This is a genomic window from Ruegeria sp. BI7, from assembly GCF_056537925.1.
In genome coordinates, this window is record NZ_JBQFSK010000008.1 from 164118 (window position 1) to 189296 (window position 25179).

General features: G+C 54.5%; 24 protein-coding genes and 1 pseudogene. 6 read left to right on the top strand and 19 right to left on the bottom strand.

Translation table 11 applies throughout. The annotated features are described in order from the left end of the window. Positions 1 to 6: 6 nt before the first annotated feature. From ACR0JB_RS17040 to ACR0JB_RS17055, 4 genes are all read right to left on the bottom strand, one after another. Positions 7 to 1353 (bottom strand): amidase, encoded by a 1347-nt coding sequence (locus ACR0JB_RS17040; RefSeq protein ID WP_170398049.1) that lies wholly within the window; start codon positions 1351 to 1353, stop codon positions 7 to 9. After that, positions 1350 to 2714 (bottom strand): TRAP transporter large permease, encoded by a 1365-nt coding sequence (locus ACR0JB_RS17045; protein ID WP_170350798.1) that lies wholly within the window; start codon positions 2712 to 2714, stop codon positions 1350 to 1352. The genes ACR0JB_RS17040 and ACR0JB_RS17045 overlap by 4 nt, the downstream gene beginning before the upstream one ends. Then, the gene (locus ACR0JB_RS17050) at positions 2707 to 3315 is read right to left on the bottom strand and encodes a TRAP transporter small permease subunit (protein ID WP_480790099.1); all 609 of its coding nucleotides are present in this window, start codon (positions 3313 to 3315) and stop codon (positions 2707 to 2709) included. The genes ACR0JB_RS17045 and ACR0JB_RS17050 overlap by 8 nt, the downstream gene beginning before the upstream one ends. 81 nt (positions 3316 to 3396) lie before the next feature. Then, positions 3397 to 4491, bottom strand: a complete 1095-nt coding sequence (locus tag ACR0JB_RS17055) for a TRAP transporter substrate-binding protein (protein WP_170350796.1) — start codon at positions 4489 to 4491, stop codon at positions 3397 to 3399. A 245-nt stretch (positions 4492 to 4736) separates the two neighbouring features. On the opposite strand from ACR0JB_RS17055, the gene ACR0JB_RS17060 reads away from it, so the two are divergent. Both ACR0JB_RS17060 and ACR0JB_RS17065 read left to right on the top strand, forming a co-directional pair. Further along, on the top strand, positions 4737 to 5570 hold the full coding sequence (locus ACR0JB_RS17060; protein WP_170350795.1) for an IclR family transcriptional regulator: 834 nt from the start codon (positions 4737 to 4739) through the stop codon (positions 5568 to 5570). Positions 5571 to 5818: 248 nt separating this feature from the next. Then, the gene (locus tag ACR0JB_RS17065) at positions 5819 to 9073 is read left to right on the top strand and encodes an adenylate/guanylate cyclase domain-containing protein (RefSeq protein WP_480790100.1); all 3255 of its coding nucleotides are present in this window, start codon (positions 5819 to 5821) and stop codon (positions 9071 to 9073) included. Positions 9074 to 9634: 561 nt separating this feature from the next. Here ACR0JB_RS17065 and ACR0JB_RS17070 read toward each other — a convergent pair. The 13 genes from ACR0JB_RS17070 to ACR0JB_RS17130 all read right to left on the bottom strand — a co-directional run bounded on the left by ACR0JB_RS17070 (position 9635) and on the right by ACR0JB_RS17130 (position 19411). Then, the gene (locus tag ACR0JB_RS17070; protein WP_170507144.1) at positions 9635 to 10138 is read right to left on the bottom strand and encodes a DUF2478 domain-containing protein; all 504 of its coding nucleotides are present in this window, start codon (positions 10136 to 10138) and stop codon (positions 9635 to 9637) included. Then, positions 10135 to 11349 (bottom strand): NnrS family protein, encoded by a 1215-nt coding sequence (locus ACR0JB_RS17075; protein ID WP_170507141.1) that lies wholly within the window; start codon positions 11347 to 11349, stop codon positions 10135 to 10137. The genes ACR0JB_RS17070 and ACR0JB_RS17075 overlap by 4 nt, the downstream gene beginning before the upstream one ends. Positions 11350 to 11777: 428 nt before the next feature. Further along, the gene (locus ACR0JB_RS17080) at positions 11778 to 12479 is read right to left on the bottom strand and encodes an RNA polymerase sigma factor (protein WP_480790101.1); all 702 of its coding nucleotides are present in this window, start codon (positions 12477 to 12479) and stop codon (positions 11778 to 11780) included. A gap of 2 nt (positions 12480 to 12481) precedes the next feature. Next, a complete protein-coding gene (locus ACR0JB_RS17085) occupies positions 12482 to 13006 on the bottom strand; it encodes a plastocyanin/azurin family copper-binding protein (RefSeq protein ID WP_226689604.1) in 525 nt (174 codons plus the stop codon). After that, on the bottom strand, positions 13003 to 13422 hold the full coding sequence (locus tag ACR0JB_RS17090; RefSeq protein WP_170517149.1) for a hypothetical protein: 420 nt from the start codon (positions 13420 to 13422) through the stop codon (positions 13003 to 13005). Before ACR0JB_RS17090 ends, ACR0JB_RS17085 begins: the two co-directional genes overlap by 4 nt. Before the next feature lie 506 nt (positions 13423 to 13928). Next, positions 13929 to 14588, bottom strand: coding sequence for a DUF2461 domain-containing protein (locus ACR0JB_RS17095; protein ID WP_425082138.1), 660 nt, complete (start codon positions 14586 to 14588; stop codon positions 13929 to 13931). A 12-nt stretch (positions 14589 to 14600) separates the two neighbouring features. Beyond that, positions 14601 to 14945 carry a TfoX/Sxy family protein gene (locus tag ACR0JB_RS17100; protein ID WP_480658970.1) on the bottom strand — a complete coding sequence of 115 codons (345 nt, stop codon included), beginning with the start codon at positions 14943 to 14945 and terminating at the stop codon, positions 14601 to 14603. Further along, positions 14945 to 15343, bottom strand: coding sequence for an MAPEG family protein (locus tag ACR0JB_RS17105; protein WP_480790102.1), 399 nt, complete (start codon positions 15341 to 15343; stop codon positions 14945 to 14947). Before ACR0JB_RS17105 ends, ACR0JB_RS17100 begins: the two co-directional genes overlap by 1 nt. A 24-nt stretch (positions 15344 to 15367) precedes the next feature. Continuing rightward, the gene (locus ACR0JB_RS17110) at positions 15368 to 15754 is read right to left on the bottom strand and encodes a VOC family protein (protein WP_425082140.1); all 387 of its coding nucleotides are present in this window, start codon (positions 15752 to 15754) and stop codon (positions 15368 to 15370) included. 68 nt (positions 15755 to 15822) lie between these two features. After that, entirely contained in the window at positions 15823 to 17058 is a 1236-nt protein-coding gene (locus ACR0JB_RS17115) for an RNA polymerase sigma factor (RefSeq protein ID WP_480790103.1), read from the bottom strand. Positions 17059 to 17061: 3 nt separating this feature from the next. Then, entirely contained in the window at positions 17062 to 17433 is a 372-nt protein-coding gene (locus tag ACR0JB_RS17120; protein WP_170398084.1) for a YciI family protein, read from the bottom strand. A gap of 242 nt (positions 17434 to 17675) precedes the next feature. Continuing rightward, positions 17676 to 18041: a VOC family protein gene (locus ACR0JB_RS17125; protein WP_170362005.1), complete on the bottom strand. Its 366-nt coding sequence runs from the start codon at positions 18039 to 18041 to the stop codon at positions 17676 to 17678. Between the two features lie 182 nt (positions 18042 to 18223). Then, complete coding sequence (locus ACR0JB_RS17130; RefSeq protein WP_480790104.1) at positions 18224 to 19411, bottom strand: sterol desaturase family protein; 1188 nt, start codon at positions 19409 to 19411, stop codon at positions 18224 to 18226. A gap of 121 nt (positions 19412 to 19532) precedes the next feature. Between ACR0JB_RS17130 and ACR0JB_RS17135 the strand changes: the two genes are divergently transcribed. Then, a complete protein-coding gene (locus ACR0JB_RS17135) occupies positions 19533 to 20609 on the top strand; it encodes a helix-turn-helix domain-containing protein (RefSeq protein ID WP_480790105.1) in 1077 nt (358 codons plus the stop codon). A 142-nt stretch (positions 20610 to 20751) separates the two neighbouring features. Here ACR0JB_RS17135 and ACR0JB_RS17140 read toward each other — a convergent pair whose 3' ends face one another. Beyond that, a complete protein-coding gene (locus ACR0JB_RS17140) occupies positions 20752 to 21087 on the bottom strand; it encodes a winged helix-turn-helix transcriptional regulator (RefSeq protein ID WP_170362002.1) in 336 nt (111 codons plus the stop codon). A gap of 71 nt (positions 21088 to 21158) precedes the next feature. On the opposite strand from ACR0JB_RS17140, the pseudogene ACR0JB_RS17145 reads away from it, so the two are divergent. The 3 genes and pseudogenes from ACR0JB_RS17145 to ACR0JB_RS17155 all read left to right on the top strand — a co-directional run. Then, positions 21159 to 21302 (top strand): annotated as a pseudogene (locus ACR0JB_RS17145) (FAD-dependent oxidoreductase); the annotation flags it as partial. Continuing rightward, positions 21285 to 22250 (top strand): NAD(P)/FAD-dependent oxidoreductase, encoded by a 966-nt coding sequence (locus tag ACR0JB_RS17150; RefSeq protein WP_302478593.1) that lies wholly within the window; start codon positions 21285 to 21287, stop codon positions 22248 to 22250. The pseudogene ACR0JB_RS17145 and the gene ACR0JB_RS17150, both read left to right, overlap by 18 nt. Before the next feature lie 180 nt (positions 22251 to 22430). Next, the gene (locus ACR0JB_RS17155; protein ID WP_480790106.1) at positions 22431 to 23066 is read left to right on the top strand and encodes a globin domain-containing protein; all 636 of its coding nucleotides are present in this window, start codon (positions 22431 to 22433) and stop codon (positions 23064 to 23066) included. A gap of 618 nt (positions 23067 to 23684) precedes the next feature. Here the strand turns inward: ACR0JB_RS17155 and ACR0JB_RS17160 are convergent. Then, a complete protein-coding gene (locus ACR0JB_RS17160) occupies positions 23685 to 25070 on the bottom strand; it encodes an MFS transporter (RefSeq protein ID WP_480790107.1) in 1386 nt (461 codons plus the stop codon). Between the last annotated feature and the right edge of the window lie 109 nt (positions 25071 to 25179).

Sequence of the window (25179 nt, forward strand, 5' to 3'; positions counted from 1 at the left end):
ATTTCCTTACTGTTCTTGTTCGGCGAGGGTGCGTTGGACCCATGATGCAGTGCGCAGAAGCCGGTCGTCTTCCTCGACTGCGCCAATCAATTGCACGCCGATTGGTAGGTCATTCTGTCCAACCAGCAAAGGCAAGGTGAGGCACGGCAATCCCGCCAGCGTCCAAGTCAGGCAAAAGACTGAATCGCCAGTATGCCCTGCTGTCAGTGGCACGGCCTCTCCAGTAGCCGCAGGGGCAAGGATTGCATCGAATTCGGTGAAGTATTCTGCGAAAAAGCTTTGAGCAGAGATCATGACAGCCAAGGCATCTTCATACTGCGCCAAGCTTATTTCTGTTCCTCGGGTTATTGCAGACTGCATTTCGAGGCTGAGTTCCGGCCAATGAGCTTCGGAAATCTCAACCATGTTCTCGCGAATTTCGTAATCGTAGATCGTTTTGTGAACATTAATGAGGTCAGCTAATTGACGGGATGCCGAAAATCGCTCGACCCGGCCACCCAAGCATTCGACAACGGCATTAAGGCCTTCGACGGTATCCACATCCAAACGATCATTGAACGGAAAATCCAGCCAGGCGATGTTCGGTTCGACAGGCACCTCTGCCCGCACGCCTTTCAGCATGTTAGCCCGCGGTCTCGCAAAGCTGCCGGGATCGGCTTGGTCATAGCTAGACAGGACGTCTGTCAACAAAGCTATGTCTTCCAGAGAATTTGCAAATCCGCCGACATGATCCAGCGACACAGATGTGCGAAAGACACCGCTACGCGAGATTGTTCCGCGGGAGGGTTTGAAACCGTATACGCCACAATACGAGGCGGGGCGGATCACCGAACCACCGGTCTGGGTTCCAATCGCCAATGGAACGTGCCTAGCCGCAACTGCAGCGGCAGATCCACTGGAAGACCCGCCCGGAGTTCGGCTGTGATCCAAAGGGTTGGTGGTGTCGGCCGGATTCATGAAGGCAAATTCAGTGGTCTTGGTCTTGCCCATGATCACCGCTCCGGCTTCACGAAGATGCTCGACCAGCCGAGCGTCCGTCTCAGGTTGGCGGCCTGAAAAAATTGCCGATCCGCGTTGCGTGGGCATGTCTTTTGTATCGACAATGTCTTTCAGTCCGACGGGTACACCATGTAGCGCCCCTATCGCCCGCCCTGCCTTGCGAATACGATCCAGCTCACGCGCCTGATCGAGTGCCACGCCGGCGTCCAGGTATGCCCATGCCCGAACCTTGTCATCCGTTTCCTCAATTCGCGCCAAGCAGGCCTCAACCAATGCTTCGGATGAAATGCGCCCGGTTCGGATAGCCTCGGCGGATTGAACCGCCGAGAACAGTGACAGATCATGCTTTGTCATGGCACCCAAACCCCAAACAGATAATCAGGAAGCCACAGGGCGATCCCCGGGAACTGATACATCAGCACCATGCACAGGATCACGATGGCCAGATAGGGCATCAGACCTTTGAAGATCTCCATCAACTGGATCTGGTTCTTCAGAACCCCTTTCAGATAATAGGCTGACATGGCCATGGGAGGCGTCAGGAATGAGGTCTGTAAATTCAGTGCAACCAGCATCGCGAAGAAATACGGATTGACCCCAAACGTATCCAGCATCGGCAGAAAGATAGGCACAAAGATGATCAAGATCTCGGACCATTCAAGCGGCCATCCGAGTAGAAAGATAATCAGTTGAGCAAGGACCAAGAACTGCCAGGGTTGAAGGTTCATACCGACGACCCAATGCTCGATCACATCGTGTCCACCAAGATAGGAAAAGATCGAGGCGAAGGTCCAAGAGCCGACAAACAACCAGCACACCATGGCCGTCGCCTTAGCTGTGAGAAAGACACTCTGTTTGACTTTGTCCCAAGTGAGCGATCGATACAGCATCGCCAGAACCAAACCGCCCAATGCGCCCATTGCCGCCGCTTCAGCCGGGGTCGCCAGACCACCAAGGATAGAGCCAAGCACCAGCATGATCAAAACGGTCAAAGGCACAAACGAAACCAGCAAATCCATATAAATCTGACGTTTCGGAGGAATGTCTTCCTCTTGTGGTTTTGGTGCCAGCGACGGGTTTATCCAGACGCGCACCATCACATAGACGATGTATAGCCCCGCCAACAAAAGACCCGGGAAAACAGCCGCAGCATACAAGCGCAATGGTGATAGCTCTGCAATGGCGGCATAGACTATCAGCATAATCGACGGTGGGATCAGAATGCCCAAAGTTCCACCCGCACAGATAACGCCAGAGGCGAAGCTGCGCTGATACCCGGCATTCGCCATCGCAGGATATGCAAGCAGACCCATCAGAGTAACAACTGCACCAACAATCCCAGACGCGGTCGAAAAAACTGCGCAGGTCAGCAGCGCCGCAATGGCCAACGAGCCCGGTAGATTTCGTGCCGCCATGTAGAGCGAGAAGAACAGGCGATCGACGATGTTCGCCCTCTCGACGACGTATCCCATAAATAGGAATAATGGGATGGCAACTAACGTATCATTCTCCATCACCGAGTAGGTGTTTTGGTTCAGAAGGTAGAAGATGTTGTTGTTGAAGATGTCCGCAATAGTCTCGGGCGCGGACTGGTAGTAGGCGTAGTAGCCAAAACCGACACCCATGGCGAGCAACGTGAACGCAATGGGAAAACCCAGCAGCACCAAAACAATGAAGAGGCTGAGCATCAGGATGGCGACTTGTGGATCAGTCATCGCTGCGACCTCCTTTTTGAGTGCCAGTTGTTCGAATTTTGTCGATGGTATTTTCCATCAACATGTCTTCGGTTTCGCGCACGTCATCGAGCCGCTCGAGCCAGACGCCATTTCGCATCGCCAGCCAACACCGGGCCATTTCAGCAAGGCCTTGAAGCATAAGAAGGAAACCAGCGACCGGGATCAGGGTTTTGAAAAAGTAAATCTGGATGCGCGCAGGGCTGTTCCAGCTGACCTCTTCATAGCGCCAACTGTCTTTCGCGATCTCCCACCCGTACCAGAACAAAGCGAACATGCCGGGAAAGAAGAACAGAATGTATAGAACAAAATCGACCCGAGCCTGCCAGCGGACAGAGAACAGCCGGTACAGAACATCGCCGCGGACGTGCGCGTCTTGCGCCAGCGCATAGGCCCCTGCCATCAGAAACAACGCGCCATACATCTGGACCATCATGTCGAACGCCCAGACGGTGGGCTTGTTCAGCACATACCGGACGAACACTTCGTAAGACACGGAAAGTGTCAGAATTAGGATGCACCATCCGAAGGCTTTGCCGACCCATTGGCTTAGCCCTTCGATGGCGTGGATTGTCTTGATCAAGGTCAGTTCCTCGCCTGTTCTGCCCGGAGTTCAGGAGGCCGCGCCACAACGCGACCTCCTCATTTCAAAGGTATTCAGGCCTCAACCGAAGTAGTGCTTGTATGCAAGCTTGTAGTCCGGTTGGTTCAGGTTGAGATAATTCATCACGGTCTTCGCATAGGCCTTCTGGCTTTCAATTACCTTTGCGAAGAACGGATCCTCGTTGGCAATCCGTTCAACGACCACATCCCAAGCATTCAGCTGTGCCTGCATCACACTGTCGGGGGTGCGATATACGTTAACGCCCTGCTCCTCTGCCAGTGTGACCAGATCCTCGGAATAGCGTTTGGTGTTGTTCCAGTAGAAGTTGGAGTTTTCGGCTTCTGACGCATACTTCAAAATGGCTTGAAGCTCAGGCGCAAGGGCGTTGTATTTGTCCTTGTTGAACGTGACCTCGAAGAACTCCTGACTCTGGTGGAACGACGCAAGGTGATAATGCTTGGACACATCCTGCATCCCAAAGTCTCGGTCCGACGTTGGATTGTTGAATTCCGCCGCGTCGATCAGACCTGACTTCATTGCTGGCTGAATTTCACCTCCCGGCAGCTGTACGACCGACATTCCCATCTCAAGCAAGACATCTGCCGCAAGACCAACGGTGCGGTACTTCAGACCATTCATTTGATCTGCGCTTGTGATTTCTTCTTTGAACCAGCCAAGCGGCTGAGCCGGCATGGGTGAGTTGAAGAATGATACGACATTGAGGCCCAGAATGCCCATCAATTCGTCGAATAGTTCCTGACCACCACCATAGTTCACCCAACCCAGAACTTCCTGGCTGGACCAGCCAAAGCAGGGGCCAGTTCCGAAGAGCGACGCTGTCTTCGACTTAGAGTACCAATAGGCCGGCACGTAGTGCGCAGCATCCAGAACGCCGCGGTGAACAGCATCCTGCATCTGGCTTGTTTTTACGACGGAATTCACGGGCAACAGTTCGATCGTGAGTTTCCCGCCGGACATTTCGTTCACGCGGTTAACGTAAGACTGCGCGTTTTCCAGAAAAATACCGCCTCCCCAGGCGGCCTGCATCTTAAGGTTGGTTCCTTCCTGAGCATGGACAGCCGGAGCTGCAAGCGCACCGGCGCCCACAACGGCAGAGCCACGCAGAAAATTTCTGCGGTTCAAAGATTTTGTCATGTTTCCTCCCTTAACTGGGCCTTGACCGATTTTGCCTCGGCATTGGCACCAATCCGCTCTCCAGCGGATAAGAGTAACGATAAGACAGATTCCAAATATTTCAAAATATTTTGGAAAACTCTTGAAATTTGGACAGTAAATCCAATCAACCTATTGATTGTTTGATATTTTTATTTTTCATTTTTTTACCCCGCTGAACGAGCTAGAATCTTTCAGTAAGAAACTGAGCATTGGTTGCCCTGAGTATGAATGAACAAAAAAACCCGCTTCGCCGAGGACGCCCGCGCCTAAAAGCGAATGAGGAGAAAGCCGAAACATCGCCCGTTGTTGCGCTGGATCGCGGCATTCGCGTGCTGATCGCTCTCTCGGATACGCGCTGCGCGACACTTGCGGAACTGGCCAGAGTCACGGCAATCCCAGTTGCGACGGTACACAGGCTTCTGACCACGTTGCAGCAGCGAGGCATGGTTGTTCATTATGCCGAGCAAGGCAAATGGCGAATTGGACCGCAGGCCTACCGGATCGGCAGTACGTTTGAAGATGGATCAAATTTGCTCGAAGTCGCGCCGTCAGTGATGCGCACGCTGTCAGAAGACACCGGTGAGACAGCAAATCTGGCAATCGAAGAATGTGGGCAGCTATTGTTTCTCATTCAGGTCGAATCCGATAACCCAATTAGGGCTTCTTTCAAAAACGGAACTGCGGCGTACTTTCACACATCCGGTGTGGGAAAAGCTATGATGGCATTTATGGACGAGGCCGCGGTTGAGACCCTTTTGGCCCCACAAACACTAGTCCGCCAGACGCCCAATTCCATTACAGACCTGCAAGAGCTGAAGTCAGTACTCCGCAAGTCCAGACAGCGTGGATGGGCCTTGGACGATGAAGAACGGTTTTTGGGTATGCGTTGTATTGCTGCACCTATCTTCGACTCGCTGGGCAAAGTTGTTGCGGGCGTTTCGGTTTCCGGTCCAGTTACAAGATTTCCCGAAAACAAGCTTGAAGATCTGGCAGCATCGGTTGTCCAAGCTGCCAAAACCATTTCAGAAAGGCTCCAAAATTCCCCAATTGGAAGCTGATTGCATAAACGCCGCAGGTTATTGAAACTTGTTGCGATTTTTGAATTTTCGGTGAAAAGCCGCAGCACTGGATGGTTTTTTTAGGGGCAGTGCCGCAAAAAATGCTGTGGAATGCGCTAATTCTCGGCTTGGGACAACGATTGACAATCTGACCCTCATCCAATGGCTCTGGCCATCACACTGTCAATACGAAAGATAAATTCTCTGTGATGTGATACAATAAGCCCGAAGAACCTGAGGGGGGCAACGTGGATCAACGATTGCGTGCCTGGCTGAGTCGCCTGGGATTGGAGAGCTATGCTTCGTTGTTGGAAGAAAACGACGTCGACATTGAGACTCTGCGCCATCTGAATGACGAGGACTTGAAAGACCTTGGCTTCAGCCTTGGGCACCGTCGTCGCCTGCTTGCGGCCATTTCGCCAGCGGCACAAGCCGTAAAGAAAGACACGATTGAAAACGCAGCACCCGAGCGGCGGCTGCTTACTGTTTTGTTCGTTGATATTGTAGATTCCGTTGTCCTCTCAAGACAGCTGGACCCCGAAGAGATGCGGAATCTGGTCACAAAGTACCAGTCGGCAGTTGTATCAGCTGTCCTTCGGTATCAAGGCTATGTCGCCAAGTTTCTCGGAGATGGCGTTTTGGCCTATTTTGGGTGGCCCGAAGCCCATGAAGATGAAGCTGAACGAGCAGTAAAGGCAGCAAAAGATGCCTTTGCAGCAATCCAGGAAATTCACTCACAAGACGGACGGCAACTCCAAGCGCGTGCAGGAGCAGCTAGCGGAGAAGTTGTTATTGGAACAATAGTTGGCGATGTCATGAATGATGACGCCGCCGTCATCGGGGCAACACCCGGCTTGGCTGACCGGCTTCAACGCCTGGCGCGGCCATACGAAATTGTTGTTGGCCCATTAACCCGTCAACTCTTGGGCCGCCGTTTTGAAGTGGAAGACATCGGCCAACATGAATTGAAAGGGTTTGACGAGCCTGTACAAGCCTGGCGCGTCGGCACGGAAACAACTGTCGAAACACGTTTTGAAGCATCCCGGTTCCAAGGTTCAACGCCATTGGTTGGACGAGCTTCGGACCTTCACTTAATTCGTGATGCATGGCAGCAAGCAAAGGCAGGATCGGGTCAAGTGATTTCATTGACCGGAGATCCGGGCATCGGCAAATCGCGATTGGTAGAAGAAATGCGGCACGAAATCTCTGGAGACAGGCGTTTCGGCTATCGTTACCAATGCTCTCCTCATCACACCAACGATGCCTTTTTTCCATTGATCACCGGGATGCGGAGAGCAGCCGGGATTGCAGAACAGGATTCGGTAGCGGCGCAACTTGAAAAACTAGAGAATATACTGGGGCTGACGGATATCCCGTTGACCGAAAGCGTGCCTCTGATCGCGTCGCTGTTAAGGGTAGAAACTGAAGGGCGCTACGATGCCCCGGATTTCCCTCCGGTGCAATTGCGCCGCGCGATAATTCGCTGCCTGATAGATCAAGTGCTGCGTATGAGCGCGCAGCACCCGATCATCATAGTTATTGAAGACATCCATTGGGCCGATCCGTCGACGCTGGAGCTGCTGCAAAACATGATTTCTGAGGCCGCCGAAGCGCCAATCATGTTATTGCTAACGTACCGACCGGAATTTCAGCCTGATTGGAACGACTGCGGCTATTGGCGTGAGATTGTCCTTAGTCGGGTCGGTCGGCGGCAATCTTTGCGGATATTAAACTCCGTTTCTGGGGGAGACGTGAGCGAGGAAGCCGCCGCGCAAATTGTTAAACGTGCCGATGGCGTGCCGCTCTACATCGAGGAACTGACCAAGGCATTTCAAGAGGCGGGGTTGAGCAGTGGGGATGTTGTTCCCGCCACGCTTCACACATCGCTTTCAGCACGCCTGGATCGGCTTGGGTCGGCAAAAGCGATTGCTCAGATTGGCTCCGTCATTGGGCGTGAATTCGATCACAAAGACATTGTGGACTTGTCGGCAGAGGTCGGCATGAACTGCCTGCAAGCGCTTGAAAAGCTTGTTGAATCTGGATTGATGCTCCGCATGGGCGTTCCGCCAATGGCAAGCTACATGTTCAAGCACGCTCTCGTCCAAGATGCTGCCTACTCCACTTTATTAAAGAGCCGACGCCACGAGTTGCACTCAGCATTTGCCGATCTACTTGAAAGAAAAAGTTCTGATAACAATGGCGAAATCGCAGGAATTGTGGCCCATCACGCCTTTCTTGGCGAGGATTGGCCGCGTGCTTTCCGAGAGTTTCGCAGAGCAGGCGAAGACGCGGTTGAACGCTCGGCGCTGCGCGAAGCAGCAAGCCAGTTTCGCAGGGCGCTCGACGCGCGCAAAAAATTTGAAGTGGATGCCGAAACTGCGACCGCAGCAATAGATACGAAATTTGCGCTACGGAACGTTCTTTGGGCACTGGGGCAGTTCGCCGCTATTCTAGATCCACTTGACGAAGCCGAGAAGTTGTCGCTCACGTTGGAAGACGATGTGCGCCTTGGTTGGGTTTCCGTTTATCGTGGCGCAAGTTTGTGGCAAGTCGGACGCTCGGCTGACTCCAAGGCGGCCGCCCAACGCGGGCGCGATATTGCTCGGAATTCCGGTGATCGGTCGCTGGAAGTTGCGGCTGATTTTTACCTTGGCTGTACATTCGTAACCTCTGGTGAACTGCGCACAGCCGAGAAATACTTCGAACGTGTTGTTTCAAATCTGCCTGGCGATGCTGCGCTCGAAAAGTGTGGGCTGCCTTTTGCACCTGCGATTATCGCCCGGTCCTGGCTGGTCTGGTCTTACGCCGAGCGTGGCGAATTTGAACGTTCTTCACATCATGCAGAACAAGCGGTTGCGCTTGCGGATCTTCAAGACAATCCTTTCAACCGCGCGCATATCGGTTACGATATTGGCTATTATCAGATTGTACGTGGTGACATCGCGGCTGCGCGTGCGACTCTTGGCAACGCGAGTTCGATCATCGACGTTTGGGGCCTCACCTATCTATCCCCCTTCACGAACGGATTTCTTGGGTTTGCTGAAATCCTGGCAGGAGAGGTTGAGACGGGCCTGGCGAGGCTTGAACAGTCTTGTCAGTTGTATGATGACATCGGGCTTGGTTTGTTCAAGTCCCTGGTTTTTACCCAGCTGGCCTTCGGATATCTCAAAGCCGGTCGCATTGAAGACGCATCCAAACGTCTCGGTCGCGCACTCGAAATAGCGCGCAGTCGTGGTGAACGCGGTCACGAAGCCTTTGGTTTGTTTGTGATGGGCGAAGTCTTAAGCAATGCAGGCGCTGGTGAGGAATACGACGCGATGAAATGCTATGAGCGTGCCTTGGAGATTTCAACTGAGCTGGAAATGCGCCCATTAGCGGCACAGTGCGAACGCGGGCTGAGCCGAATTAAGTCCAGGATGGGGCATGCCGATGCCCAAGATCCTATGAGCCGGGAAAACAAGTTTATTGATGGACTTGGTCATCCCAGGGACAAACGAACCTAGGCGCATGTTGAACAACGGTGTGAAGCTGGAAGAAGCCTCTCGAGCAGAAGGTTAGGGGCTGCTTGGGACAAAGCGAATAAACAGATGAAATTTTTTGAAGGATAGGCATTTGTTTGATGCTTGTTGCGCGAGACTTACGATGTGCGACAAGACTGATCGCTAGATCTTTACGCTCACAAAACGATTGCGAACCTGCGATGAGAGCCCACTACTGCCGTTAATCATACTCCCGCCTTTCGCTCTCGCGCGCGTTCAAGCGTGATGAGTTTGGGTGCTGTCCCGTACCCAGAACTTTCGCACCGGTCTGCAGCGGATAGTTTTCACGCACAAAATCCCCTGAGGACTGCTGTCGCCGGGTCCTCTTCAGCGTCTTTAAGCCAGGTGTAGAATTCGCCCATACGTGTCTGACGTCAGCAGCAATGGGACAATTCAGGGTTTTTGCATAGAGGAGGGTTTCCGGCTCGTCGTAAGCTTCAAGGATCGAAGATCAGACGGGAACCATCGCTACCAATGCCGGTTAATGCAACAGCGCCAAGGGAACCGTTCAAATTGAGCTGGCTGTTAACTGCGCGTCAGGCACCAGTCAAGAAGTGATACGGCGTCATCCGGCAGCGATATGGCAAGGCCGTCAGCGAAGGCCTGAAACTGTGGGATGGATGCAGGCCCTACGCCAACCAGCACCGGAACACCGTGTTCCAAGGCCTTGCCCATCACCGAGCGGAATCCACGGCCAGCGCATTCCTCGGGGCCGAACTTATTCAGTATGAACAGATCGGCGTTCTCGAAACTGCTTTGCTCCACTTGCGCCACGGCTTCGGCAAGCGCACTGGGATCCAATCTACACGCCTCCGAGCCGACACCGAGGTTCTGCGTAATCTTGATGACCGCTCCATCTGGCAGTACTCGCACGCTCATATCGCATCCATCCTGATAAATGGGCGAATGGCTCGCCTTCTTCACGATTCCGCGCAGTTCAAACCCGTTGTTGTTCAGCTCATCGGCCAGTTCCGACAACAACCTGTCAGCTTCGCCCCGTTTCTGCGAAGAGACGTATGCAATTTTCATCCCTCTGTCCTTTCAGTGTATGCCGCACTCACTTTGGTCTGATGCCTGCGGCCGCTCAAAACTGGGCGCCGTGGTGTTCCTCTGAGAGCAGGCATAAATCCGATTAGAAAAGCAGTCCAGCCAAGGCACCACAGCACAGCAACGCAAAGTACGAGAGGAAGACCCGGAAAAACCGGTGCCGCAATGCGAATGCAGGTTGCAATCCAGATCGCCCAAACTCCAATGGTAAACCCCCAATTGGCCCTCAAGCCACCTTCGGCGGTATGCGCCGCTGCCCGGCCTGTGATCGCCATAATCATTCCGGCCATTCCGCCGATTGTGATGGCATGCAAGGCGTCCGCCCTAGGATAGAACGACGGTGCAATCCCCGATAAACCCACGGCGATCAAACCAAAGGGTACCCAGAAAAAGGCCAGGTGCAGTGCCACAAGCAATGGGTTCCCGATGATCGCCAGCGTCCGCCATTTGAGCATTGACCACAAAACTGCCAATGCCGCACAAATCATCGCGAAATATGCCAAGTCTGATGCGCCAATCAGTCTGGCCGCAATGGCCAAACCTAACAGCACCTGCGGTACGGCCAAAGACTGAGTGCTCGGGACCAAAGGCCCGACGCGGTCGTGGAGAGTAAGCCAATTGCCTGTGAAAGCCGGAATTGCGCGCAATCCGATGTTGATCATCAGCAATGTGAGACCAAGCAGAAATACATCAACCATTTCCAGGCTTCTGGACGGGGACCCCATCAGCGTCGCGGTCAAAAACAAGAATTCACTGATACCAAGCCCCACTATCGCACACACAAAGCCAAGCTTTTGATAGATGCCCGCCAACAGAAGCTGAGTTCCGATTACAACCGCCAGTAAGAGAAAATACCCGGCATTAAAGACGACAAGCAGCCCGGAAGGCACGAAATCCGCCAACGCCATAGCAACACGCGCAAGGGCCCACAACGCCAGCAATGTGATCAGAACTCCACCCTGAACCGGCGGTCGGCCTGTCCAGCTTGGCAATGCCGTCAGCAGATACCCACCAATCGCCGCGCCAACAAAGCCAAAAATCAGCTCGTGAACGTGCCAGACAATTGCAGGCTCAAACGCTGGACCAAAACCATCAGTCCATGCGCTGAGGGGCCAGAGGGCAATCGTAAACAACGCGCAAAGAAATGCCGCGGGAAACAGGACACGGTAGGGGACGATCTTGCGCGAATTCATAGTGTTGCACTGGCCAGCCCTGATCACTCCGCGCCACGTATGTCAATCAGGAACCCTTCGCTGAGCTGGAAATCCGGAGCGCCGGGCAGAAAGTCCTCCGCCAAGGCTCCTCGCCCAACATTTCGGTCGAGACGCTGGCGACACAGTTCACATTTTTGCGCAATAAAGGTCAAAGAAAGCGACAGGGGTATAAGCGGGGCAACCCGCAGCGCACCCGTCACGCGGCAGAGCATATTAGAATAGGGTTTTGAGGGTTCGACAAACAGACCTCCTGCTGTTTTAGCAAGGTTTACCACACGGGTTTTCCTAAGCTTCCTTTGGCGCGAAGGAATTGATCGTTGTCAATCTGCCGCCGCATTTGCGTTGTTGCCGGGGAAAAATCCTGAGCGCGGTTTGCAGGATGGTCGATCTGAGCCGAAAGAACTGCGTCATAGAACGCCGACTTCTTGCAATCTCGCTACTACAAGATTGGTCATGTTGGCGCATCGTTTGCCTCCAAATGGGAAAATTGCTTCGAAGCCGCCCCGGACCCGGTTTTCAATTGTAGTTTGCAACCTGCGGCGGGCGCGAAAGAGGCGTGTTTTTACTGTTATCGGGTTGACCTGAAGCTCGGTGGCGATGGCATGAATACTCATTTCCTCTGCTTCGCGCAGCAGAAACGGCAGCCGCAGATGGGGCGGCAAATCGGAAACGGCAGATTCAAGCAAATCTCTCAATTGCGCGCGCCCAAGCGTTGCGTCGGGGAGTTCAGAATTTTGTCCGGGGAACATAATCACACTCGGTGCACTGGTTTCGTCCACGGTGTTGTACTCTTCAGCAGTACGCTCTCGTCTGCGCTGCATACGCGACGTGTTGATCACGATCCGGGTGATCCAGGTGGAAAAGCTGGCATGCTCACGAAAACCCTGCAGTTTGCTGAACGCCGACAGATAAGCCTCCTGCAGCGCTTCTTCTGCCTCGGCGTCGCTGTCAACGATACCTCTGGCAACGCGAAACAGGCGGGGGTTCAAGCGACGGATAAGTTCCCGGACCGCCAGCTCGCTTCCGTCACGCGCGGCATTTACAAGCTCAGCTTCTGATTTGGCCGCATCGCTGGTTGCTTGTTGAGTGAGGTTTGTTTGGACCTTCATGATCAGTCCTCCCTGCGAACGGTAACTTCCGAAAGGATCCTCTCAACCAAAGGCAAAGCTGTCAGAATATCTTCCGAAACATCGCTCTTGTCGTGTGAACTTCCCTCCCAGTCGGCGTCGCTGGGGGTTCCAACTACTATGCGACCAACCATCGCCGCCATTTCGTGTGGCAGGCAATAGTAGTCATATACACCTGGCGTAATCAGGGTGACTTCAAAATACTCATCCGGAAGCAAAAAGTCACTGTCCCACGGGTCGGCCGCAGCGGGAATGCGTCGCCTTCGATCATAGTTCGCCGGATGATAGGCGGTTGCTGTATGACTGTTGCCGGGATCACGATTGGTGAACCGGACGGTGGTGCCTGAAGACACAGCAAGTCCAACAGGATCATACCAGATACGTTCGCCGCGCGGGCTGCCGCGCATCTCAACCGTGGCGATCGGTTGCGCAAGCGCGATCCGCGAACTGGCGACGGAAGCAACGGCCAATCCCCCAAGCCATACAGCATGACGGCGCGTACAGATCATTCGGCCAGACGCTCTTTTGCGTTTTCGTCGTGAAACAGCACGACATGCGCGTGCGGCTTGTCCACGCCGGGATGCCCGGCATTGAAATAGATATCTGTCGAGCTGACGGTGTGTGAACCGATGTTCAATCCGTCAAATGATGCACCGTTTTGCAGATCGTCGAGTGGTGTCATGTAGACCGTGGCTGACAATCGACCGTCGCGATCATATGCGAGGAACGGACCTGCGGGCAGAGTGGTTGGGTCGACGAAGAGCGTTCCCAGACCAGGGATGAACTCGGGCAATGGCAATACGTCGCTCACTTTCACATAAGGATCGCCGGCTGGGGCATTGGCGAGAGCTTGTTCATCGTGAGCCTTAGCAGTTGGGGCGGCAGCGACAATAAATCCAAAAGCAACTACGGTTTTTCTGAACATGGTTTGGTCCTTTCCAAGGGTTTCACCGGGTTCGCTTTAGTGCGTTCCTGGTTCCTTAGATGCAGGAAACACGGAAAGGTTCCCGAAATTCGACGAAATCGCGCAAGCTGATCGTGAATGCGCTGCAGGGTGGCATTGTCAGCTATGTATGAATTCAACTACTTCCGGAATTTGCACTCTCAGCGCATGTCTCCTTCGACGGGGCGCGCCGCAGCATCCTGAAGGTAGGGTGGATGTCAGGATTGGACCGCTGTGGACTAAGTGCTGAGGTGCCCGGTTGGCGGCACCAGGTGGAATATGCCTTTCGCGCGCTGCAAAGGATCAAATCCGCCCTCGCATTTATATCAGGCTCGAGGAATTGGGAGAGGTTGAAGTCAAAAACAGCGCTTGCCCGTTGCGATGTTTTGCAATGCCGTTCGACAACTTGATCGGCGATCCAGAACAGGACTACTTCGCCGCAGTGCAACTCGTCTAAGCTGCCGCTCGCTGCGAGCGCAAATTCTTGGCTACATGACCCTGGAAAGCAATTGAAACACCGGCATGAGTTTCCCGAATAACACAGACGTTCGTTCTATGAGGTTCGGTTCGATAACAAACGCAGGAGCCCCGGCGTCCATCCAAACGGCAAAGCCCTTGCGGCGCAATGCCTCTGCGTGGGGATGATCTTTGTCAAAGCCAGTCGGAACGCGTTTCAATTCTGGGTCCTCGATCCGGAAACCATCCTGTCGCATATCTTCAGTGAGCTGGATCAACTCTGCCCCTTTTGGACCAGCCATTGCCGTGCGGAACGCGTCCAGTGCATTTTTGTCATACTGAAATACCCCGCAGCCAAGGGACAGTTTTTCGGGCGATAGCCCAAAGAACCACATCGGTGGTTGAACCGCGTTGCCCTGCGGAATGAACGCAATATGCAGGTGTGCGTTGTAGGGCGTCTTGTCCTTGGAGAACCGGACATCACGGTAGATGCGAAAGATCTTACTGCGGTGGCCCTGCCCAGTCAGGTCTTGCAATGCGCCAGCCATGCCGTCGGCAAAATGCTTGCTGGGGTCCTTCAACTGGGTTTCGTAGGTTGTCTTGTGCGCTGCGAACCAATCCTTCGTGTTGTTGGCCGTAAGACCCTCAAGAAAACCAAGTGCCTCAGACGAGAAACTCTCAAATGTAGCCATCACATCCTCCATTCAGTCTTTCGCCGGGAGGGCTGCGGCGTGTTCGAGGCAAAGTTCTACCCAGCGTCGCAATGCTGGGTCATCGCAGTCGCCCTCTTCAAAATGTACAAAGCCCCCCAGTTTACGGGTTCCATGGATCACTTCCTCAGCCATTGGATCCTTCAGTGCCATGCTCTCGTTCGCCTTACCCACCCGGAACATGAACCGACCGACCCCATCTTTGTGACGGCGAGCGCCGCAGAGCATGTTGCCGTTTAAAAAGAAACACTGGCCGCCCATCATCCGCTTTTCGGAGATGCCCGCATGCGCGGCCAAAGCATCGCGCACACGAGTGTTAAGGTTTTCATCTACCGGCATCAGACGGCTGTGCCGAGTTGCCAGAGGATCGCGAAAGCCAGCACCATCATAGTCAAGGTCGTCAGGGCCGCCCCAATTGCGCGTCCTTTGCTTTCTGCTGATGCGCGCAAACCGAAGTAGTGGATGAGGCGGGCTAGCAGCAGAACCCCACCACAGACAGCTATGAGCCAGGGTGCCGTTCCCGCAATCTCGGCACCCGCGAGGGCGAACAGGGCGAGCGGGACATATTCGATGAAGTTCCCGTGTGCCCGCATCAGGCGTAGCAGTCCCTCATCCTCACCATGGAGCAAAAGTATCCCGGTCCTGGCACGACGCACGCCAACGGCGATTGCCATGGGAATGCTCATCAAGACAAACACCGCTGTCACGATCAGCGCAATTTGGGGCAGTTGTTCCATCTGATCCCTCCTTTCGAGCGACGTTTAGGACGCCATGCTTTCATAGGTAATCAGCGCGAACCGCGCGCCCTGCGGGTCGGTTAGCGTCGCCATGCGCCCGACCCCCGGCATATCCATCGCAGGCTGAATGACCGCAGCACCCTTGGCTTGCGCCTTTGCAATACTCGCATCCACGTCGTCCACGGTAAAAAAGATCGTCCAGCTTCCATTGTCCTCAGGCATCGGTGAAAAGCCGCCAATAGGCGTCTCGCCCACCACTGCGGCCGAATAACTCGACCCGTCCTGCATCGGCATGTCGTTTATCGCCCAGCCCAACACATCCTGATAAAAGGCTTTGGCTTTGCCCTGATCCGGTCCGGAATGCCCGATCCATCCGGAATTGCCGACAGTTGTCATCTCTAGAATACTCATGGGTGTCTCCCTTGGTTGTGCCCGCCACATACGGGTCTGATCCAAGGACGCGCGAGGTGCCGGCTTTCCTACACGCCGCGCAATTCTTTTTGGCTGATCGCGATTTTATCCGCGATCACAACGCGTTCAGGGCCCGTTGGAGCGAGTGTCATCACGGTTTCAAAGGCGGCGATGGCGGCTTTGTGGTCGCCAGTTTCCTGCAACAGACCGCCCCGCATCGCGTGATACCAGCGATAGGTGGTCAGATCTTCTGCCACTACCTCCATCGCCTTCAACGCATATTGCGGGCCGTGCAACTTGGCCTGTGCAGCGATCTGGTTCAGTTTAACCACAGGGGTCGGCTGCAGCGCATGAAGGGCGGCGTAGTGGCTCTCTATCAAGGCCCAGTCGGCGTCTTCAGATGAGGCCGCGTGGGCGTGGGCCGCAGCGATTGCGGCCTGGATGATATAGACCCCGCGATGACCAATACGTTGGGCTTTTTGCAAAAGGCCCGTTGCCTCGGCGATGTCCGAACGGTCCCAAAGGTCGCGATCCTGATCGTCCAACGCGACAAGCTTTCCATCCGCATCGATACGTGCCCGCCGACGGGCGTGCTGGAGCAACAGCAACGCCAACAAGGCGGACTGCTCACCCATGGCCGGGAACAACGCCACAAGCAGGCGGGCGAGGCGGATGGCCTCTTCACACAATGTAAGCTTCATCTGTTTGGGACCGGCCGAAGTCGACCACCCTTCGTTGAACATCAGGTAGACCATCAGGGAAACTTCACCCAGCCGCGCTCCCCTCTCTGCCGGGCTGGGCGTTTCAAAAGCGACCGAGTTGCTCGCAATCTTCTTTTTGGCACGGGTGATCCGCTGTTCCATTGTCTTTGGTTTAACCAGGAATCCGCTGGCAATCTCGTCGACGCTCAACCCTGCGACCACGCGTAGAGCGATGGCAATCTGATCCCGTTGATCCAATTCCGGATGGCAACATACGAACAACAGTCGCAAGACGTCGTCGCGCATCTCATCAGGGTCAGGTGTTTCGGTAGGCGCTGGTTGAAACTCCTCTGTGTGGCGCGACAGAATTGCCGCGCGGCGTTGGGATTTGCGGACATGGTCAAGACCAGCATTGCGGGCGGTCGTCAGCAGCCACGCCAACGGATCACGGGGCGCGCCATCCTTGGGCCAAACCGTCAGCGCCTTCAGGCACGCATCGGCAAAGGCTTCTTCGGCCGTATCGATATCGCGAAACACCCGCGTCAGGGCCGCAATGGCACGTGGGCGCTGTTGGGCGAATGTGGCCTCCAGCCAGTCCGACATGAGCTACTCCGATGAAATGACACCCCCGGCCCAGGCCACAGGCCGTACTTCGAGCCGCGCAACGGGCGAGGAAATCATCTTTGCGTATTCCAAAGCCTCATCAAGATCTTTGAAATCGGCGGCGTAAAACCCAAGGAAGTTCTCCTTCGTCTCTGCAAACGGACCGTCGGTAATCAGCGGCGCGGTGCCCTCGCTGGTGGCCGGTTCGACCATCACTGCAGAGGTCGGCGGCATCAGCTTTATCGAAACAAACTCCCCCCGCTTATTTAACGCTGTTTGCAGTGCACCATGGCCCGACATCACCTCATCCTGGCGGTCTCTCGGCAGAGCCTCAAACACGCCCGCCTCTCCATAGATCGTGATTGCATAGATCATTATTACCTCCGTCCTTTTGATACCTGCTGCAAGGACGCGCGAGCACATGCAAATCCGACAGCCAACCAATTTGGGTGTTTGGCGCGATACCGTGGTTCCGCAATTGCAACACGCATTGCGCCCGGAAGACCGATATCTTCCTGCCGATCATCTGAAAAAATTCAGTCGTTGTGCAGCACAAAATCTCACGGCGCTTTATCACGCCGACAGGATCGGGATAATTAAACCAGTGGGCCCTGAGACTAAGCAGGTTCCCAAAGCTCAATTGGATTGCCTTCAGGGTCATTGAGCCACGCAAACTTGCCATTCGGATAAGGAGAATCTGGATCGCGACGCACTTCGACACCTTTGGATTCCAACTGCGCAATCATTTTTTCAATGTCGCGAACACGAAAATTCAACATGAATGCCTTTTCCTGATTTCCGAAATACTCGGTCACCTTCTCGAACGGGGCAAAGACAGTTTCGCCCGCTTCCTGTGTCCAACAGGGCGTTTCATAATCATTGGGAACAAGATCAATTCCCAGATGATCGCGGTACCATTCTGCCAACGCGGGAGGATCCTCAGATCTGAAGAAAAACCCGCCAAGTCCCAGCACTTTTTCCATCTTAAAAACAAGACCTGCTGTTAACCAGAATACGTTACTTCAATTTACGTCATTTGATAAGCTCAGCCCACAGGAGACATCCATGGAACACACTGGCCCTGCAGCGCAACTTTGACAAAGCCGCCTATCGCATTACAGTCCCGACGCCGATTTGGTAACGTGTTCACGCGCAATGCGTGGAGTTAACCTCCGTGTTCAGAAAGTACGGATCGAAGGTAGTTTGTAGAGTGCCATGTCTGGCTTGCACAGATGATGCCGGCGCAGCCCTTGAGGATAAGTCGATGTTGGCTCGCTTGTCTGATTGTGCCTTGATATGTCCGCCCGGTTTCTGGGTCCCGCAGCATTCCCTCCCAGGCAGTACCGTTGAACACAAGACCCGTCAGGATCAAATCGCCTATCTTCGCATGGGGTGTCTGCCCCTCCCAACTCCAGAGCAACCGACCGCATCTGGTGGCACTATCCCTGCCACAATCCTCGAATTCAACTATGATACCAAGCCCGGGCGACGCGTAGCGACCGCTGAGCTCGAAGGCATCGCCGCGACTGGCTGCCAGCCCCCCAACAATCGCTACAAACAGAAGTGCTGCTTTCAGACCAACAGGCCGGATGCGCGGCGCAACGCGGGCAAACTCGGTGAGGTACTTGGGATGTTCCGTCTTCATCAGCCGATCCCACCAAGAGAAATACAGGCCGAGGTTGTAACCGGCATGGGCGTGATGCAGATCGTGATGGGTGACGCTTGTCAGCCAGCCGAAAACAGGGCGGCCTTTCTGATCGGCTGGAAAGATCTCGATCCCGCAGTGACCCACTGCATTGCGCAGCATCATATGGGTTACAAAAACGAACAGCGCCAATGGATGCGCCGGGAGGAGAATCAATACCAAAGGCAGGTAAACCGCGTTTACCACAGCCTCACCGACATCGAAGCTATAGGAGGTGAAGGGCGTAGGTTGGTGTGATTTATGGTGCAACCGGTGGAACCGCCGAAACAGCGGCGGGTAGTGCAGCGCGCGGTGTGTCCAATAAAACCACGCATCGTGGAGGGCGATCAGCGCCACGATGCTGAACGCGAAATAGGCCCAGCCAAATGTCGTGACCTGTTGGTATATCGTGATGACCCCTGCCCTGGCGCCCAGCACGATTGATGTACCAGCAGCAGTAAAGATCAGAACGGTCCGCAGGCTTACCAGGATCTCGCGACGGATCTGGCCCTTGGGTGGATCCGACAGGCGGACTTTTTGCGCGGCAAGCCGACGTGCCAGAAGGACATTGATCAACAGATACGTACCGCCTGCGCCCAAAACATAGCGCAAGAAGTCTCCGCCAAAGACATTTGCATAGACGGAAAGCAGTGTAGTGAGATGTGTCATTGGCTTCTCCAAGTGCGAAAGGACATGCAAAACGACCTGACGCAGGCGGGCTTCCGGTGCCCTCTGATTTCGAAAAACGATGGACATATTGAGTTTTCGGCGAGGATTTTTCAGTTTCGACATGGTCCAGCCATTGACCGGCAATCCAATTCGCACTTCGCTTATGCGCGTGATGTCTGATTTAGCAGTCTTCGATATTTTCCTGCGTGGTAGCGCCGTTGGCGTTCTCTTTCTCTGTGCTGTGATTTTTCTGGCAAGCGGACCCCGAACCCGGAAAAGTCTGGCCGTCGTGCTACTGTGCCTGAGCCTAGGCCCTTATGTGATCGTGTCCTCTCCGGGTATCGATCTGAGCGAAGGGCCAATCCGGTTTGTACTTGTGATGATCGCGGGCGTGATCCCGGTTCTGATCTATTGGGCCGCGATTGAGCTGTTTCAGGATGACGTTGTCATTCGACCCTGGCAGATCACCGTCGCGGTTCTTATCGTTGGGACAAGCTGGTTGACCCAGCTGCAGTTTCCACTCGGTGTGGTTCGTGGCGCATGCGTGCTGATCTTCTTTTTGCACATGCTGAAAATTGTTGTGTCAGGCGAGGTCGAAGATTTGATTGCCGAACGCCGCCGGTTTCGCCGTTGGTTTCTGGGCTGGCTGTTGACCCTTGGCATAATCATCACGGTGATTGAAATCACCCATTTGGATCAGGTGCTTCCGTATTGGGTATTCCCCCTACAGGCATCAGCAATTTGCCTATCCGCAGCGGCCTTCCTGATCTGGTCGGTGCGTGTTGCACCCGACATTTGGATCGAACACTCTGCTGCCTCGCAGCGCGACATAAACCCGAACCCTGCGCAAGCGGCATTGATCAAGCGTATTGATACTGCGATGGCTGCAGGTCTTTGGAGAGAGGAAGGGCTGACCGTAGCACAAATGGCGGCCAAACTCGGGACGCAAGAGCATCGGCTACGGTCTGCGATCAATCAGGGAATGGGACACCGCAACTTCACCAGCTTCGTGAACGCATTTCGCGTTCACGAGGCGCAAGCGATGCTGGAAAAGCCGGAAATGGCCGAGCGTACAGTGCTCAGCATTGCTTTTGACGTTGGCTTCTCTTCGCTTGGGCCATTCAATCGGGCCTTTCGCTCGCAAACAGGCAAGACCCCCACAGAATACCGTAATGAAGCGTTGTTACGAGAGGAATGATCGCAGCCAGCCGCCCTTTGCTGACCTTGATCAAAGTGTCCAGTGCAGTGTTTCTGCTTGTTCACAAGCGAACATTGATGCGCAGCGCCTCAGACTATTCTTCTTTCTCCTGCAAATACGCAACAATTGACGTACGAAGCCCTCACTTCCTGGTGGCTAGCTTGTCCACATTTGCCGCGGCCCAATCATGCATAACTTGTAACACTGGTATCAGGCTTTGGCCCAAAGGTGTGAGGCTATACTCCACATGCGGTGGGATCGTTTTGAAATCTTTGCGCGACACAAACCCGGCGTCCTGCAACTCGCTAAGCTGGCGGGTCAGCGTCCGGTGCGTGATGCTGCCAAGATTTCGTTGCAGTTGATTGAACCGCGAGGTTTCCTGCGCCAGCCAATAGATGACCAAGAGCTTCCACTTACCCGATATCGCCTCAATCAAAGGTTCAATGAGGCAATTTTCATCCGGTTCAACAGGTGCCATGACAGTATCCCAAATGACCGTACTTGTCGTTGTGATCTTGTGTTTCTAATTACGGCTCAGACGAACGGAAAGCAATGAGGAACAGAATGGACAAGCAGAAAGTCGTGATAGTTGGCGGTGGGTACGTCGGCTTTGAAGTCGCAAAAGAGTTGGATGAATATGCTGATGTCACTCTGATCGAGCAGCGAGAGGCTTTCATGCAGCCGCCAGCGGCCATTCGTGCGCTACTAGAGCCCGATCTGCTGGATCAGATCATTTTGCCTTACGACCGCTTGCTGAAGAATGGACGGGTCATCCGCGGCCGTGCCGCTACTGTGACTCAATCCGAGGTAACGCTGGAAGACGGCTCTGCTTACCCTGCGGATTACATCGTCCTGGCCACTGGTTCGTCTTATGCAGCCCCTTTCAAACCGGCGGGCGATAGTATGGATGACTTTCGCAAGGCCAGTGCCGATGTCAGCGCTCGGCTGGCGTCTGCGAAATCGGTCGTCATCGTTGGGGCCGGCCCCGTCGGTACCGAGTTGGCAGGAGAGATTGCAGCGGCACAGCCCAGTAAGGGCATCACTTTGGTTTCGTCTGACAACAGCTTGTTTCCGACGTATCCCGTCAAGCTGGGGGCAGAGCTCAAACGCAAGCTGGAACGCGCCGGCGTGAACGTCGTGGTAGGCCAAAGGGCAGAGAATCTTCAGCACGCGGACAAACCTTATGCCGGATCAGTAAAACTGTCAGATGGCCGCGTTATCGAAGCTGATCTGGTCTTCCCCGTGATCGGGTCCAAACCAAATACGGCATTGGCGCAAACGCTGCCCGCGGTGACCGTGGCGCCCTCTGGCCGGATTAAGACGGATAGCTGGTTGCGCCCGTCCGAGTACCCAAATGTCTTCATCGCCGGGGACATAGCCGACGTCGGTGACAGTATGACGATTGTTGCGATCTCTCGTCAGAACCCTTGGCTGATCAAGACCCTGAAACAGGTCCTCAGCGGGCAACCCGTAGAGAAACAAAAGCCCTACGCGCCTTGGAAAATGGCACCGATCCTCGTTCCGCTTGGCCCCAAAATCGGAAATAGTTGGCTCTTTGCGACTGTCGGCGACTGGGTCACACGGAAGATGAAAGGAAAAGAACTCTTTATCCAGAAGTACCGCAAGGCATTTGGACGGTGACGGTCTGCCCTGCCCCAGCCATCCTTTTTCTGGCATCAAGACGCACTAGGAATTCGCCCAATGCTCCGTGTTGACCTTCCCAAATTTCCGACTCGCCATGGTTACATGAGCGAGAGAATCCAGCAGGCCTATATTAAATCGGCAATCGATAAGGGGCTGCTACCACCGGAAGCACTCCGGATGGCAGAGGTTGTCTCGCTGACTGCCCCCGGTGACCTGAGCAAGCCCATTCAGTTTTGGCAACTCTATTCCGTCCTCGGGCAAGAGCCCATCGTCGGCATCGTGCATAGGTTCTATGAACGTGTCTTTGCCGATGAGCCTTGGTTCACGTCCGTGTTTGAACGGGTCGGTGGGCTGAACCACCATGTCACAACCCAGGCGTCAATGTGGATCGATGTCATGGGCGGCGGCCCGTACTATCACGGCGCAGAGTTCCGGCTGAGCTTCCATCACACCCACAACGCGATAGCCCTGATGAACGACAAAGGGGCCAAGCGTTGGGTAACCCTGATGCGAGAAACGCTTGATGCATCCTCGGATTTGATGGCGGATGATCCCCGTGTCCGAACCAGCCTAAACACCTTCCTAACCTACTTCATGACCAAATACGCGGATGAGTTCGCGTTTGAGGATCGACACGTTTTTGGTGACACAAACGGCCTGCTCAAGCGCCGGATCAATTTCATGAAGATGACGACCGAAGCGATCGAAGCCTTGAGCGAGGAAGAACTTAGCGAAGCACTGATGGAGCGCGGTGTTGATGTTTCGCAATATCCAAACAAGCAAGCATTGGTAGGAAAGGCACTGATGATGTAACCCATCCGGCACATAGCGGACTTAGGCAAGGCCGTTATGTGCCGTGGTGAGGCTTCACCAGACCGGCCATTTGCGGCGACCGAAAAACTGAGGCGGGTACGAACTCACCCGTTGCGCAAACACACGAGCCGTCATTGCCGGGCTGTACGGAATAGCCAGTCTCTTGATTATGGCGTGAACATGAATGCCGGTCCCCAACAGTGTTTATAAGTCGGAACAGGAAAGAAATGCCGGCACGCAATCCAAGCATGATCAGTAAAAGGTGCCTCACAACGGGATTCCAGAAGATTCCATGGCTTCAAGCCACCGGTCCAAAGCATCCAGACGGGACATGCCTTTCCCATCAATAACTTAACTTGCCGCAACTTTGATACAATCTCTTCCGGCTTCGGTCGCTTGTTCGCTATGTGGTTCCTTCATTTTCTTAACCATAACGGCGGACCACTTCAGAGGGGGAGGATCAGCAAACCTGCCCGTCCACTTTGCTTTGCCGTAGTGACTTCACAGGCCGTTTCGATCCGAAAACAAGAATTCTGGCTCCTCCACAATCGCCCCGCAATACGCGGATTACCTTTCTCGGCAACGTCACTCTGCGGGGGTCGGCGCATTGCGGTCGCGCTAGGCTCGGCTGCTAATTGCCAGCCCCAGGGCAATCAGGGTCAAACATGCAGTGGCCGTGAAAGTCATCGAAAAAGCGTAGGCAACATCTGCGGCCGGAGCATTAGTGGCATCTCCCTTCCCGACTATGTTGACGAATAGCGTGGGTATTGCAGAGGCACCCGTCATCAGACCCAGGTTCCGCGAGAGCCCGAGAAGGCCAGAGAGCCGGCCACGTTGTTCTTTGGCGGCGTGGATCAGAACCGCTGTGTTGTTAGCGGCAAGAAAAAGTTGGAAGCCGGGCGTCAACATGATGAGTGCGGCCAAATAGCCGCCGACACCGAAGTATCCCGGCAGGTACGCCAGGCACAGCAGACCAACCGTAGTCTGCACAAGGCCGATGGTCATCGCGCGATCCGAACCAAACCTGTCCGTCACCCATCCGGCCGGAACCCCGAAGAGCGCAGCGACCAGCGGCCCAACTGCCATAACCAAACCGATGATCGCTTCGTTCAATTCCAGAGAAAATGCCAGGAAGAACGGACCAACGACCAAAGTGGACATCATGATAGCGCTGACCAGAAGGTTCAAAAAAAGCCCGATACTTGTCCTCTGGTCGCGGAGTAATTTCATCGGCACCAGCGGTGAAGCTACACGGGTTTCGACAAGCCCAAAAAAGACGATTGCGATCAGAGCAGCAGAAAACAATGCAACCGGTGGCACGGGGATACGTGAGGCTCCGCCACTGGTTGCCAGAGCGTAGGCCGCCAGTGCAATAACCAACACTATGGTTCCCGGAAAATCCAATTCTCGGCAGGATACTGTCGGACGTTCGGAATCGCGCGTGATTGCGGTGACAGACAGTATAAGCGTGACACCAGCAAAGCCGGCAAGAAACCAGAATGCCATGCGCCAGTTGCCCATCGCCAACAACACACCGCCCAGTGAGGGGCCCAGGGCAGTCCCTGCAGCAGAAGTCGTGCCAAGCAATCCCATTGCCGTGCCCAACCGCTCAGTCGGGACAAAATCACGTGCGATAGACATTGGAAGCGCGATCAGGATCGCTCCGCCAAGCCCCTGCAACGCGCGTCCGGCAATCAGCAAGCCCAGGCTCGGGGCCATAGCGCACAGAACCGACGCTGCAATAAAGACGATGAGACCAGCAATCAGCAAGCGACCGTGGCCGAATAGATCGCCAAGCCGCCCGGCGGATACGATCGTGATGGTCACGGAGGTCAGGTAAGCCAGTACGACCCACTGCACCTCGGAAACTGTCGCAGCGAAGCTACGCGTCAGCGTCGGAAGCATTACCGCGGCGATACTGATACCCAATGAGGCGGTCAATGTCGCTGCAGCGAGAGTGATCAGGATGGGAATGGAAGATTGCGTCTGCACTGTATCAGTCATCGTAAACTCTCTTGTCTCATGTGCCAGTGAGGAGCTATCCTGCCACTTTAAGTCGACTTGAGGTCAACCATGAAACTTCTTGATATTGGCGTCCTGTCCAAAAGGAGCG

What these genes read in the sequence shown, in the direction of transcription:
- ACR0JB_RS17150 (WP_302478593.1), top strand. Translation starts at nt 21,285, where the DNA reads ATGCAGCCGCCAGCGGCCATTCGTGCGCTACTAGAGCCCGATCTGCTG.
- ACR0JB_RS17120 (WP_170398084.1), bottom strand. Translation starts at nt 17,433, where the DNA reads ATGATCTATGCAATCACGATCTATGGAGAGGCGGGCGTGTTTGAGGCT.
- ACR0JB_RS17060 (WP_170350795.1), top strand. Translation starts at nt 4,737, where the DNA reads ATGAATGAACAAAAAAACCCGCTTCGCCGAGGACGCCCGCGCCTAAAA.
- ACR0JB_RS17045 (WP_170350798.1), bottom strand. Translation starts at nt 2,714, where the DNA reads ATGACTGATCCACAAGTCGCCATCCTGATGCTCAGCCTCTTCATTGTT.
- ACR0JB_RS17130 (WP_480790104.1), bottom strand. Translation starts at nt 19,411, where the DNA reads ATGACACATCTCACTACACTGCTTTCCGTCTATGCAAATGTCTTTGGC.
- ACR0JB_RS17095 (WP_425082138.1), bottom strand. Translation starts at nt 14,588, where the DNA reads ATGGCTACATTTGAGAGTTTCTCGTCTGAGGCACTTGGTTTTCTTGAG.
- ACR0JB_RS17110 (WP_425082140.1), bottom strand. Translation starts at nt 15,754, where the DNA reads ATGAGTATTCTAGAGATGACAACTGTCGGCAATTCCGGATGGATCGGG.
- ACR0JB_RS17080 (WP_480790101.1), bottom strand. Translation starts at nt 12,479, where the DNA reads ATGAAGGTCCAAACAAACCTCACTCAACAAGCAACCAGCGATGCGGCC.
- ACR0JB_RS17100 (WP_480658970.1), bottom strand. Translation starts at nt 14,945, where the DNA reads ATGCCGGTAGATGAAAACCTTAACACTCGTGTGCGCGATGCTTTGGCC.
- ACR0JB_RS17070 (WP_170507144.1), bottom strand. Translation starts at nt 10,138, where the DNA reads ATGAAAATTGCATACGTCTCTTCGCAGAAACGGGGCGAAGCTGACAGG.
- ACR0JB_RS17115 (WP_480790103.1), bottom strand. Translation starts at nt 17,058, where the DNA reads ATGTCGGACTGGCTGGAGGCCACATTCGCCCAACAGCGCCCACGTGCC.
- ACR0JB_RS17040 (WP_170398049.1), bottom strand. Translation starts at nt 1,353, where the DNA reads ATGACAAAGCATGATCTGTCACTGTTCTCGGCGGTTCAATCCGCCGAG.
- ACR0JB_RS17140 (WP_170362002.1), bottom strand. Translation starts at nt 21,087, where the DNA reads ATGGCACCTGTTGAACCGGATGAAAATTGCCTCATTGAACCTTTGATT.
- ACR0JB_RS17135 (WP_480790105.1), top strand. Translation starts at nt 19,533, where the DNA reads ATGGTCCAGCCATTGACCGGCAATCCAATTCGCACTTCGCTTATGCGC.
- ACR0JB_RS17090 (WP_170517149.1), bottom strand. Translation starts at nt 13,422, where the DNA reads ATGTTCAGAAAAACCGTAGTTGCTTTTGGATTTATTGTCGCTGCCGCC.
- ACR0JB_RS17155 (WP_480790106.1), top strand. Translation starts at nt 22,431, where the DNA reads ATGGCAGAGGTTGTCTCGCTGACTGCCCCCGGTGACCTGAGCAAGCCC.
- ACR0JB_RS17125 (WP_170362005.1), bottom strand. Translation starts at nt 18,041, where the DNA reads ATGGAAAAAGTGCTGGGACTTGGCGGGTTTTTCTTCAGATCTGAGGAT.
- ACR0JB_RS17055 (WP_170350796.1), bottom strand. Translation starts at nt 4,491, where the DNA reads ATGACAAAATCTTTGAACCGCAGAAATTTTCTGCGTGGCTCTGCCGTT.
- ACR0JB_RS17085 (WP_226689604.1), bottom strand. Translation starts at nt 13,006, where the DNA reads ATGATCTGTACGCGCCGTCATGCTGTATGGCTTGGGGGATTGGCCGTT.
- ACR0JB_RS17075 (WP_170507141.1), bottom strand. Translation starts at nt 11,349, where the DNA reads ATGAATTCGCGCAAGATCGTCCCCTACCGTGTCCTGTTTCCCGCGGCA.
- ACR0JB_RS17160 (WP_480790107.1), bottom strand. Translation starts at nt 25,070, where the DNA reads ATGACTGATACAGTGCAGACGCAATCTTCCATTCCCATCCTGATCACT.
- ACR0JB_RS17105 (WP_480790102.1), bottom strand. Translation starts at nt 15,343, where the DNA reads ATGGAACAACTGCCCCAAATTGCGCTGATCGTGACAGCGGTGTTTGTC.